Below are 12,256 nucleotides of genomic sequence, written 5' to 3' on the forward strand. Positions count from 1 at the left end.
GGCCCCACCCTGACGGGCGCGCCCACCGCACCGGAGGCGGGTGACGGGTCGGCGCGGCGCGGCCGGCGCCGGAGGGGGCTCCTCGCCACCGTGGGCGCCGTCGTCGCCGCCGCCCTGGTCGCGGGCGGCGCGTTCCTGCTGACCCGCCAGGACGACACCGGGCGGTCCGAAGCACAGGTACCGGCCGGACAGCAGCCGTCCGGCACGGCGTCGCCGGCGCCGCCGGAGAACGGCCCGGCCCCCTCGGACGGCGCGGACCAGGACGGGAACGGGCAGCCGGACGGGTCCGGACGGCCCGGCGGAGGCGGAAAGCCCGGTGGGGACGGAAAGCCCGGCGAGAACGGCGGAGGCGGGGAGAACGGCGGGCCGGGGAAGACGCAGCAGCCGCCGGGCGCCGCCCCGCCGGTCAACTCCTGGGTGGCGCAGCTGGGTTCTCTCCCCAAGTCCCGCGGTCCCGCCGCCCGGGAGCGGATGCAGGCCGACCTGCGGAACAAGGCGGACACCGTGCGCTGGCTGGACAGCAACCGGTTCGCCTCGCTGCGCGCCGGCTACTGGGTGTTCTTCACGCTGGGCCCGTCCGGCGGCTTCCCCTCCGGTCAGGCGGCGGCGGACTGGTGCAAGCGCCAGGGGCTCGGCTCGGCCGAGCAGTGTCTGGGCCGCTACGTCAGCCACGACAAGGCCGACCACGTCTATCTCTGCTCCCCGGACAAGAGCCGGGGCACGGGCCGCTGCCGGCGGTGAACGCCCCCGGCCGGTCCGGACGCCGCTCCGCCGAAGACGCCGGAGACGCTGAAGATGTTCCCTAGCGCAGGCTCTCCAGGAAGCCCAGCGCGGTCCGCCAGGTCTGCTCGGCGGCCTTCTCGTCGTAGTCGTCGAGCGAGGCGTGGGTGTACAGGTGCCCCACGTCCGGGTAGCGGTGCACCTCCACGTCGGCACCGGCCCGCCGCATGTGCAGGTACCAGGCGGTCAGCCAGTCGTGCGGCTCGAAGGGGTCGGGGTCGGCGACGTGCAGCTGGACCGGCAGATCGTCGACGGCGGCGTCCGGCGCGAGGTCGGAGGTGCCGGAGAACAGCAGCAGCCCGCGCGCCTTCTCGTCGGCGAGCGCGAGGTTCTGCGCGACGGAGCCGCCCAGCGAGAAGCCGGCGTAGACCAGGCCGCGGTCGGAGAACCGCGCGGTGGCGGAGACGGCCCGCTTCAGCAGCTCGTCCCGGTCGGCGCTGCCGGTCTCCTCCCGCATCCGCATGCCCTCCTCGACGGAGCCGGCGGTACGCCCGTCGAACAGGTCGGGGGTGTGGACCTCGAACGCGCCGTCGCCCGCCGTACGCAGCCACTGGGCCTGGGCGTGCACGTCGTCGGTGAGCCCGCACACGGAGTGGAACAGAACGATCGGAACCGGTGCCACAGATGTCACTTCCTTCACAGTGCGCCCCGGGCGAGCGCCCTGGAGCCGGTCACTCCACATGGTGCCAGGTACGGTCGTCGGTGCCCTGGGCGCCCGCGCCCCCGGCCGTACCGTCCCCGAGAGAAAGGCGACCATGGAAGACGTGCTGCGACCCGTCATCGTGTTCGGTGGCGCGATCGTTGTCAGTTTCGTCCTCGCCTGGGCCGTCGACCGACTGCTGGCACGCCTGGACGCCCGGCACCCCGAGACCCCGATGTGGGGGCTGCTCAGGCGCGGACGCATTCCGCTCCAGGCCGTGCTGTTCGTCGCGCTGGTCAGCGGGTTCTTCGGGAGCACCCACCTGATCAAGGACCACAGGGAGACGGTGGACCGCTGGCTGACGATCATCCTCATCGCCGCCGCCGCGTGGCTGATCCTGCGGGTGCTCGCCGCGATAACCGAGACCATCGCGACCCGGTACGCCGGGGCCACCAGCGACCCGGCGCGCGGCCGGCGTGTGCGCACCCAGCTCACGCTGATCCAGCGGCTGGTGACCACCGTCGTCACCGTGATCGCCGCCGCGGCCGTGCTGCTCCAGTTCCCCGGGATGCGCACCTTCGGCACCTCGATGCTGGCCTCGGCCGGAGTGCTCGGCATCGTCGCCGGTATCGCCGCCCAGTCCACGCTCGGCAACCTGTTCGCCGGGCTGTCGATCGCGTTCGGCGACATGGTGCGGATCGGCGACGAGGTCGTCGTCGACGGCGAGATGGGCACGGTCGACGAGATCACCGTCTCCTATCTGGTGATCCTCACCTGGGACGAGCGGCGGGTCACGATGCCGGTCTCCTACTTCACCAGCAAGCCCTTCGAGAACTGGTCACGCGGCGGCCCGCAGCAGACCGGCACCGTCTATCTCCAGCTCGACCACGCGGCGCCGATCGCCGAGCTGCGCGCCAAGGCCGAGGAACTCATCCGCGCCAGCGACGAGTGGGACGGGCGCAACTGGTCCGTCGTCGTCACCGACAGCACACCCTCCTCGATCGAGGTGCGCGTCGCGATGACGGCCCGTACCTCCGGCGATCTGTGGACGCTGCGCTGCGCCGTCCGCGAGCAGCTGCTGACCTGGCTGAACGAGAAGCACCCCTACGCGCTGCCCGGGATCCGCTCCATCCCGGCCGCCAAGCATCTGTGACGATCCTGGCCACCGACCGGCTGTGACGGCGGCGTCCGGGGCCCGAGACGGCCGACTGCCCCGGACGACGTCCAGGCCCCCGGACAAGCACCCGGGCCCCGGACGGCACCCGGCCCTGACCGGCCGAACCGGGCCGGTCGCGTGCCCGAACCGGGGCGGTGGCCGGTGCCGGGCTGGACCGGTCGCCGGTGCCGGGCTGGACCGGTCGCCGGTGCCGGGCTGGACCGGTCGCCGGTGCCGGGCCAGGCCGGGCCCCGGGCACGGTCCGCCGGAGGGGCCCCGGCCACGCAACCCCGCGAGTCACGCAGCCCCGCGAGGGCACGCAACCCCGCGAGCGAACCGGCTCACACGCCCCGGAAGCTGCGCACGTCCAGCTGGTGCAGGATCCGGTCGACGACCTCCGGATCGACCCCCGGCTCCCCGCGCGCCGCCAGCACCTCGTGCCGCGCGGCGGACAGCAGCTCGCCCTGGAGCCTGCGCATCTTCTTCAGCCGCGCGACCCGCTCGACGTGCGCCGAGCGCCGCTCCTCGTCCACGATCTCCGGCGAGATCCGCACCGCGACGTCCCAGCCCCGCCGGGCCAGCGCCTCGGAGACCTCCTCGGGCAGGTCCTCGACCTCCTCGATCTCCTTCAGCCGCCGCCGCGCCGCCTTCGCCACCCGGATCGCGAGCTTGCGCTCCAGCTCCCGCTCGGCCGCGCTGTCGCTGCGCACGTTCAGCCTGCGCACCAGCCACGGCAGCGTCAGCCCCTGGAAGACGAGGGTGACCAGCACCACGGCGAAGGCGATGAAGATGATCGCCTCCCGGCCGGGGAAATCGCCGCCTCCGGCCTCCGCGTCCACGGACAGCGGCACCGCGAGCGCCAGCGCGACCGAGGCCACCCCGCGCATCCCGGACCACCACACGACGACCGTCTCCCGCCAGTTGCGCGGAATGTCCTCGTCCAGGTCCTTCTTCTGGTGCAGCCGCTGCGCCAGCCACGCGGACGGCAGCAGCCACAGCAGGCGCACGACCACGACGACGGCGACGACGGCGAGCGCGGCCGGCAGGAGCGCCTTCCAGTCCTGCTGCATCGTCCCCACGATCGTGTGGAGTTCCAGACCGATCAGCCCGAAGGCGATACCGGTCACCAGGGTGTCCACGATCGACCAGAAGGTCTGCCCGGCCAGCCGCCCCTGCACGTCGTCGGCGTCGACGGCCCGCCCGGAGGAGAGGAAGAGCGCGGTGGTGAGCACCGCCAGCACACCGGAGCCCTTCAGCTCCTCGGCCAGCACATAGGAGGCGAACGGCACCAGCAGCGTGAGCCCCGTCTGGAGCGTGGCGTCGCCCAGGTACCCCATCAGCTTGTTGGCCGCCCACCCCAGCGCGAGCCCGACCGCGACGGCCACCACCCCGGAGAGCACCAGCTCGCCGGCGGCCATCGCCGGCGAGAACGTCCCGGTGACGGCGGCGGCGATGGCCACGTGGTAGAGCGTGATCGCCGTGACGTCGTTGAACAGCCCCTCGCCCTCCAGCGCGGAGACCAGCCGGCGCGGCAGCCCGACGTTGCCCGCGACGGCGGTGGCGGCGACCGGGTCGGGCGGGGCGACGAGCGCACCCAGCGCGACGGCCCCGGCCAGCCCCAGCCCGGGCACGAGCGCGTTGGCGACGGCGGCGACCACGGCCGTCGTCACGAAGACCAGCGCCACCGCCATCAGGAAGATCGGCCGCTTGTTCGCCGCGAACTGCCGCCAGGAGGTGCGTTGCGCCGCCGCGTAGATCAACGGAGGCAGCACCAGCGGCAGGATGAACTCCGGCGGCAGCGAGACGTTCGGGATGGACGGGATCAGCGCCAGCACCCCGCCGAAGATCGTCATCAGCACGGGCGAGGGCAGCCCGATCTTGTCCCCGAGCGGGACCATGACGACGGCGGCGAGCAGCAGGGCGAAGAAGAGCGCGAGCTGGTCCATGGATCAGGAGCTCTCCGCCCGCACGGTCTCCAGGGCCTGCGCCAGATCCGCCGGGTAGGCGCTCTCGTACTCGACCCACCGCCCGTCCCCCGGGTGCTCGAACCCGAGCCGGACGGCGTGCAGCCACTGCCGCTGGAGCCGCAGCCGCTTGGCCAGCGTCGGGTCGGCGCCGTACGTCAGGTCACCGACGCACGGATGCCGGTGCGCGGCCATGTGCACCCGGATCTGGTGCGTCCTGCCGGTCTCCAGCTTGATGTCGAGCAGGCTCGCGGCGCGGAACGCCTCGATGAGGTCGTAGTGCGTGACCGAGGGCTTCCCGTCGGCGGTGACCGCCCACTTGTAGTCGTGCTGCGGATGCCGCCCGATGGGCGCGTCGATGGTGCCGCTGAGCGGATCGGGATGCCCCTGGACGAGCGCGTGGTACCGCTTGTCCACCGTCCGTTCCTTGAACTGCCGCTTCAGCAGCGTGTACGCCCGCTCCGACTTGGCGACGACCATCAACCCGGACGTTCCCACATCCAGCCGGTGCACGATGCCCTGCCGCTCGGCGGCGCCCGAGGTCGAGATGGTGAACCCGGCGGCGGCCAGCCCCCCGATCACGGTCGGCCCGCTCCACCCGGGGCTCGGATGCGCCGCGACCCCGACCGGCTTGACGAGGACGACGATGTGCTCGTCGTCGTGCACGATCTCCATGCCCTCGACCGGCTCGGCCACGATCTGCACGGGCTGCGGCTGCCCGGGCATCTCGACCTCCAGCCAGGCACCGCCCTGCACCCGGTCCGACTTGCCGGCCTGCTGCCCGTCGAGCAGCACTTTCCCCCCGGCGGCCAGCTCCGCGGCCTTCGTACGGGAGAAACCGAACATCCGGGCAAGCGCAGCATCGACGCGCTCACCTTCAAGGCCATCCGGAACGGGCAGGGTGCGGGTCTCAGGAAGCGTGCTCACCTGATCGAGTATGCCGGACGCCCATCCGGCGGCCTCAATCCGCGTTTCACACGCCCGGCCCGCCCCGGGGTGCACCGGCCCCGGCACCGCCCGACGGTGTGACTGACGGCGCGCCCGGAACAACCGACGAGCGAGCACCCGGCAGCACCCGGGACACCCCCGGATATCCCGGACACCCAGAAACCCCGGACAACCCCGAACACTCCGAACGCTCCGGAAGTCCTGCCCGTCCGGGCCGCCACCGGAAGCGCCGCAGTGCGCCGAAGCACCGACAGCGCGCCGAAGCGCCGCAGACGCCCCGCCGCACCCGGACGGGCCCTGACCACCCCGACATCCACGACGCGGGGGCGGGGGAAGCGAGGGAAACCGAGCATGACGCCGCGCAGCACTCCCCAGCATCCGACGGCCCGGGCCGCCCGGCACCACCCCGCCCTCGCGGTGGCCACGGCGCTCGCCACCGCCTGCCTCACCCTGGCGGCCCCCGCCGAGGCGACCGAGGCGCGCGGCATCGCGGGCCCCTGCGCCATCGCCCCCGGCGACGGCACCGACGAGGGCCCGCTCACCTCCGACGGCACCCCCTATGTGCACCCGCACGGCCACAAGCGCGCCGCGATGCTGATGGTCGACTTCCCCGACCACCCCTCGACGACCCCGGCCCCCGAGCGCTCCCGCTTCTTCACCCGCTACGGCGACCGCTTCCTGAAGCGCTCCTCCTTCGGCGCCTACCGGCTGGACGTCCGCGCCAGCTCCACCTGGATACGCATGCCGCGGCCGTGGTCCTCCTACGGGATCACCCGCGGCATCTCCGCCCGCCTGATGCGCGGCTACGTCAAGGACGCGGTGGACGCCGCCGCCCGCCAGGGCGTCCGCCTCGACGGCGCCGATCTCGTCTTCGTCGTCGCCGACCGCAACGTCCCCGCCGCCCCCACCGTCTCCCAGGCCCACACCTTCGACGGCCTCCACGCCGGCGGCACCGTCGTCCACGGGGCGGCGCTCGTCTTCGGCCGCGACCACGACTCGGCCCTGTGGCAGCGCGGCAACTTCGTCCACGAGGCCAACCACCTCTACGGCCTGCCCGATCTGTACAACGTCGCCGAGGGCGCGTCCGTCGAGTACGCGGGCGGCTGGGACACGATGAGCATGGCCGGCATCTCCGACCAACTGGGCTGGCACAAATGGAAGTTCGGCTGGCTGCCCGGCTCCCGCGTCGAGTGCGTGCGCGACGCCGGCACCAGCGAGCACACCCTCGCCCCCGTCAGCTCGCCCCGCGCCGGCCTCACCGTCGTCCGCACCGGCCGGCACCGCGCCCTCGTCGCGGAGGCCCGCACCCGCACCGGCCTCGACCGGGGCATCTGCTCCGAGGGAGTGCTGGTCTACTCCGTCGACTCCCAGGTTCCGACGGGCCAGGGGCCGGTACGCGTCCTCGACGCCCATCCGCACAGCGGCGGCGGCCCGCACTGCGCCGACCGTCTGCCACCCGAACTGGCCGAGCTGTCCGACGCGCCCCTGACGCCGGGCGAGGAGCGCACCCTGCCCGGCGGCGTCCGCGTCGAGGTCACCGGCCGCGCGGGCGACGGCTACCGCATCAGCGTGCACACCCCCGAGGGGGCCACGGCGGACTGATCCGGCCCCGGCACCCGGCGCCCGGACCGGCCCGTGTCCGTCCCGGTCATCCCCGGTCAGTCCCGGTGCACGGTCCCGTCCGGGTCGAGCCCGCGGAAGGACAGCAGCACGATCAGCACGCCTCCGCAGACGATGGCCGAGTCGGCGAGGTTGAAGACGGCGAAGTGCTTGGGCGCGATGAAGTCGACGACCGCCCCCTGGAACACCCCCGGCGCCCGGAAGAGCCGGTCGGCCAGGTTCCCGAGCGCCCCGCCCAGCAGCAGCCCGAGCGCGATCGCCCAGGGAGTGCTGTACAGCTTGCGCGCGATCCGCGCGATCACCACGACGACGACCACCGCGATCACCGTCAGCAGAATGGTCAGCGCCTCACCGAGCCCGAAGGCCGCACCCGGGTTGCGGATCACATCCAGCCGCAGCCAGCTGCCGATCAGCTCGACCGACGTGCGGTTCTCCAGCTGGGCCACCACCACCAGCTTGCTGACCAGGTCCAGCAGGAAGGCCAGTCCGGCCACCCCGACCAGCACCCCGATCCGCCGCCTGCGCTTGCCGGGTTCCTCCCCCGCCTGCTCCTCACCGGTGCCGTCGTCGTCGGGCATCTCGATGGGCCGCTCCACCTCTGTCACGTGTTGAGGGTACGACACAGGCGCAGGGGCGCGTTCAGCGGCGCTCCTGCTTCTGCTTGCACTCGACACACAGCGAGGCACGCGGAAACGCCTGCATCCGGGCCTTGCCGATGGGCTTGCCGCAGTTCTCGCACAGCCCGTACGTCCCGGCGTCCAGCCGCTCCAGCGCCTGCTCGTTCTGGTAGAGCATCTCCCGCGCGTTGGCGGCCAGCGCCAGCTCGTGCTCGCGGGTGATGTTCTTCGTCCCGGTGTCGGCGTCGTCGTCGCCGGTGGCGTCGGCGGAGTCGCGCATCAGCCCCGAGAGCGCCTCCTCGGCGTTGGCGATCTCCGTGCGGAGCCGGTCCACCTCGGAGCGGAGGCCCTCGCGTGCCTCCTCGACCTCCTCCGGCGTCCAGGGGTCCTCGCCGGGGCGCACCGGCAGCTCACCCGGGGACACCGGCCCCCCGGCGTTCCGGGCCGAGGGCACCGCCTCGGCCTGCGTCGCCGCCGGAGTCTTCTTCGCAGCCACCGTATTGGCTCCCGTCGTCGTGGGTGCGGCCTCGGTCACGGACTCCGGTCCCCCGGCGTCCCCGGCGGCTGCCTCCCCGGCCGCTTCCCGGGGCGGGCTCCCGGCGGCCCGCTTCTTCGCGGGCGCCTTCGCCGCCGTCTTCTTCGCCGCTTTCTTGGCCGTCTTCTTCGCGGTCTTCCCGGCCGGTCTCCCCGCCGGTTCCTCAGCCGTCTTCTTGGCCGCCCCCGCCGTCCCTGCGGACTTCTTCGCCGCCTTCTTGGCCGTCTTCTTCGTCGCGCCCTTCCCCTGCTCCCCGGCCTCGTGTGCGGTCTCGTCCGGTGCCGCAGTCTTCTTCGCGGCGCTGTCTTCCGCCACCATGGCCGTGGCCCCTTCACATTTTGTGATCTTGCTCGCGAAACGTGTCCGGAACGATAAATCGACTTCAGGTGGACGGCAACGGGGCACGCCGGTCTGCAACCGTTGTGCCCCGCGCGGCCGCCGGAAAACCGGTCCCTTCCCGCACGTCCACGCCCCGTACACTGGGGGCGGCGTAAGGCGATGAAGGGGACGAGTAGCGTCCGTATGCGGCCGGCAGCGACCCGGGGGCGGTGGAAGCCCGGGGGCGAGCGCGGCGTGAAGATCACCCCGGAGCCGTCGGAGGAAAGCTCCCCGGAGCGAGTAGAACCGGCAACGCCGGCCCAATGAGGGGGCGAGGGTCACGGCCCGTCGCCAAGGAGGGTGGTACCGCGGGTCCGCCGCCGCACAGGCAGGCGAGCTCGTCCCTCCGACGGAAGAGAAGACACAGCATCTTCCCGATGTCCGCCGGAGGAAGAACCCGTGCCATACAACCAGGTGCCCGCCCAGGTCGACCTGCCCGCGCTGGAGCGCGCGGTGCTGGACTTCTGGAGCGAGAACAAGGTGTTCACCCGCAGCCTCGAACAGTCCGAGGGCCGCCCCGAGTGGGTGTTCTACGAGGGCCCGCCCACGGCCAACGGCATGCCCGGCGCGCACCACATCGAGGCCCGCGTCTTCAAGGACGTCTTCCCCCGGTTCCGCACGATGCGCGGCTACCACGTGGGCCGCAAGGCCGGCTGGGACTGCCACGGGCTGCCGGTCGAGCTGGCCGTCGAGAAGGAGCTGGGCTTCAACGGCAAGCAGGACATCGAGAACTACGGCATCGCGGAGTTCAACGCCAAGTGCCGCGAGTCGGTGACCCGGCACACCGACGCCTTCGCCGAGCTGACCCGGCGCATGGGCTACTGGGTCGACCTCGACGAGGCCTACCGCACCATGAACCCCGAGTACATCGAGTCGGTCTGGTGGTCGCTGAAGCAGATCTTCGGCAAGGGCCTGCTCGTCGAGGACCACCGCGTCGCCCCCTGGTGCCCCCGCTGCGGCACCGGCCTGTCCGACCACGAACTGGCCCAGGGGTACGAGACGGTCGTCGACCCCTCGGTCTATGTCCGCTTCCCGCTGACGAGCGGGCCGCTCGCCGGCGAGGCCGCGCTCCTGGTGTGGACGACGACGCCGTGGACGCTGGTCTCGAACACCGCCGTCGCCGCCCACCCCGAGGTCACCTACGTCGTCGCCACCGACGGCACCGAGAAGATCGTCGTCGCCGAACCCCTGCTCGCCCAGGCGCTCGGCGAGGGCTGGGAGACCACCGGGCAGAGCTTCACCGGCGCCGAGATGGAGCGTTGGACGTACCAACGGCCGTTCGAGCTGGTCGAGTTCCCGGCCGAGGCGCACTTCGTCGTCAACGCCGACTACGTGACCACCGGGGACGGCACGGGCCTGGTCCACCAGTCGCCCGCCTTCGGTGAGGACGACCTCAAGGTGTGCCGCTCCTACGGCCTGCCCGTCGTCAACCCCGTGCGCCCGGACGGCACCTTCGCCGAGGACGTCCCGCTCGTCGGCGGCGTGTTCTTCAAGAAGGCGGACGAGGCGCTCACCGGTGATCTCGACGCCCGCGGGCTGCTGTTCCGGCACGTCCCGTACGAGCACAGCTACCCGCACTGCTGGCGCTGCCACACGGCGCTGCTCTACTACGCCCAGCCGTCCTGGTACATCCGTACGACGCAGATCAAGGACACCCTGCTGCGGGAGAACGAGGCCACCAACTGGTTCCCCGACTCCGTCAAGCACGGCCGCTTCGGTGACTGGCTGGACAACAACGTCGACTGGGCGCTGAGCCGCAACCGCTACTGGGGCACCCCGCTGCCCATCTGGCGCTGTGCCGAGGGCCACCTCACCTGTGTCGGCTCCCTCGCCGAGCTGACCCAGCTGACCGGCACCGACCAGTCCGGGCTCGACCCCCACCGCCCCTACATCGACGCCGTCACCTTCCCCTGCACCGCGGAAGGCTGCTCGCTGGAGGCCCGCCGCGTCCCCGAGGTCATCGACGCCTGGTACGACTCCGGGTCGATGCCCTTCGCACAGTGGGGCTACCCGTACAAGAACAAGGAGCTGTTCGAGAAGCGGTACCCGGCGCAGTTCATCTCCGAGGCCATCGACCAGACCCGCGGCTGGTTCTACACGCTGATGGCCGTCGGCACCCTCGTCTTCGACAAGTCGAGCTACGAGAACGTCGTCTGCCTCGGCCACATCCTCGCCGAGGACGGCCGCAAGATGTCCAAGCACCTGGGCAACATCCTGGAGCCCATCCCGCTCATGGAACAGCACGGGGCCGACGCCGTGCGCTGGTTCATGGCCGCCGGCGGCTCCCCCTGGGCCGCGCGCCGGGTCGGCCACGGCACCATCCAGGAGGTCGTCCGCAAGACCCTGCTGACGTACTGGAACACCGTCGCCTTCCAGGCGCTGTACGCCCGCACCTGCGGCTGGACGCCCTCGGCCTCCGACCCGGCGCCCGCCGAGCGCCCGCTCCTGGACCGCTGGCTGCTCAGCGAACTCCACGCGCTCATCGACCAGGTGACGCTGGCCATGGACGGCTACGACACCCAGCGCGCCGGAAAGCTCATCTCCACCTTCGTCGACGACCTGTCGAACTGGTACGTGCGCCGCTCGCGCCGCCGCTTCTGGCAGGGCGACCCGGCGGCGCTGCGCACCCTGCACGAGGTCGTCGAGGCCGTCACCAAGCTGATGGCGCCGATCACCCCGTTCATCACCGAACGCGTGTGGCAGGACCTCGTCGTCCCGGTCAGCCCCGAGGCCCCGGACTCGGTGCACCTGTCCGCCTGGCCCGAGGCCGACCTCAGCAGGATCGACCCCGAGCTGTCGCAGGACATGCTGCTGGTGCGCCGCCTCGTGGAGCTGGGCCGCGCCTCCCGCGCCGAGTCCGGCTTCAAGACCCGGCAGCCGCTCTCCCGCGCACTGATCGCCGCCTCCGGCTTCGAGACGCTCTCCCCGGAGATGCGCACCCAGATCACGGAGGAGCTGAACGTCGAGGAGCTGGCCTCGCTCTCCGAGGTCGGCGGCTCCCTCGTCGACACCTCCGCGAAGGCCAACTTCCGCGCGCTGGGCCGCCGGTTCGGCAAGGACACCCAGGCCGTCGCCAAGGCCATCGCCGCTGCGGACGCCGCGGCCCTCTCCGTGGCCCTGCGCGAGGGCACGGCCTTCGTGGAGGTCGACGGGGAGACGGTGCCGCTGTCCCCGGAGGAGGTCATCATCACCGAGACGCCCCGCGAGGGCTGGTCGGTGGCCTCCGACCCGGGCGCCACCGTCGCGCTGGATCTGGAGATCACGCCGGAGCTGCGCCGCACCGGCCTGGCTCGCGACGCCATCCGCCTCATCCAGGAGGCCCGCAAGAACTCCGGGCTGGACGTCGCCGACCGTATCGCCCTGCGGTGGCAGTCGACGGACGAGGAAGTCGCACAGGCCCTGGCCGAACACGCCTTCCTCATCGCCGACGAGGTCCTCGCCACGGAGTTCGCCCAGGGCGACCCGGCCGAACTCCCCGGCCCCTCGTTCGAGGACGAGGCGCTCTCCCTCAGCTTCCGCCTCAGGAAGCAGTGACGCCCGCGCCCCGGCGCGGCCGCGCACACGGCGAGTGACCCGGGCGGCCGGGCGGACCCTACACCGGTCCGCCCGGCCGCCCGG

8 protein-coding genes and 1 pseudogene are annotated in these 12,256 nt (G+C 72.4%); 4 read left to right on the top strand and 5 right to left on the bottom strand.

Going from position 1 to position 12,256, the window contains the following annotated elements; all coding sequences use genetic code 11:
* Nucleotides 1-741: pseudogene (locus tag SCA03_RS35405) on the top strand (hypothetical protein); the annotation flags it as partial.
* A gap of 61 nt (nt 742-802) precedes the next feature.
* Here SCA03_RS35405 and SCA03_RS33615 read toward each other — a convergent pair.
* Entirely contained in the window at nt 803-1,402 is a 600-nt protein-coding gene (locus tag SCA03_RS33615; protein ID WP_030883606.1) for a dienelactone hydrolase family protein, read from the bottom strand.
* A gap of 133 nt (nt 1,403-1,535) precedes the next feature.
* Between SCA03_RS33615 and SCA03_RS33620 the strand changes: the two genes are divergently transcribed.
* Nucleotides 1,536-2,573: a mechanosensitive ion channel family protein gene (locus SCA03_RS33620; RefSeq protein ID WP_037849961.1), complete on the top strand. Its 1,038-nt coding sequence runs from the start codon at nt 1,536-1,538 to the stop codon at nt 2,571-2,573.
* A gap of 344 nt (nt 2,574-2,917) precedes the next feature.
* Here the strand turns inward: SCA03_RS33620 and SCA03_RS33625 are convergent, their stop codons facing one another.
* Nucleotides 2,918-4,522 (bottom strand): Na+/H+ antiporter, encoded by a 1,605-nt coding sequence (locus SCA03_RS33625; protein WP_030883599.1) that lies wholly within the window; start codon nt 4,520-4,522, stop codon nt 2,918-2,920.
* Between the two features lie 3 nt (nt 4,523-4,525).
* Nucleotides 4,526-5,467 carry an RluA family pseudouridine synthase gene (locus SCA03_RS33630; RefSeq protein WP_030883595.1) on the bottom strand — a complete coding sequence of 314 codons (942 nt, stop codon included), beginning with the start codon at nt 5,465-5,467 and terminating at the stop codon, nt 4,526-4,528.
* Nucleotides 5,468-5,839: 372 nt separating this feature from the next.
* Between SCA03_RS33630 and SCA03_RS33635 the strand changes: the two genes are divergently transcribed.
* Nucleotides 5,840-7,090, top strand: coding sequence for a metallopeptidase domain-containing protein (locus SCA03_RS33635; protein WP_037866359.1), 1,251 nt, complete (start codon nt 5,840-5,842; stop codon nt 7,088-7,090).
* A 56-nt stretch (nt 7,091-7,146) separates the two neighbouring features.
* On the opposite strand, the gene lspA is transcribed toward SCA03_RS33635, so the two are convergent.
* Nucleotides 7,147-7,713, bottom strand: a complete 567-nt coding sequence (lspA, locus tag SCA03_RS33640; protein ID WP_030883591.1) for a signal peptidase II — start codon at nt 7,711-7,713, stop codon at nt 7,147-7,149.
* 34 nt (nt 7,714-7,747) lie between these two features.
* Nucleotides 7,748-8,578, bottom strand: coding sequence for a TraR/DksA family transcriptional regulator (locus SCA03_RS33645; protein WP_030883588.1), 831 nt, complete (start codon nt 8,576-8,578; stop codon nt 7,748-7,750).
* A 459-nt stretch (nt 8,579-9,037) separates the two neighbouring features.
* On the opposite strand from SCA03_RS33645, the gene ileS reads away from it, so the two are divergent.
* Nucleotides 9,038-12,172, top strand: a complete 3,135-nt coding sequence (gene ileS / locus SCA03_RS33650; RefSeq protein ID WP_086813927.1) for an isoleucine--tRNA ligase — start codon at nt 9,038-9,040, stop codon at nt 12,170-12,172.
* Nucleotides 12,173-12,256: the final 84 nt, after the last annotated feature.

The sequence above is a fragment of the Streptomyces cacaoi genome (assembly GCF_006539165.1).
GTDB lineage: Bacteria > Actinomycetota > Actinomycetes > Streptomycetales > Streptomycetaceae > Streptomyces > Streptomyces cacaoi.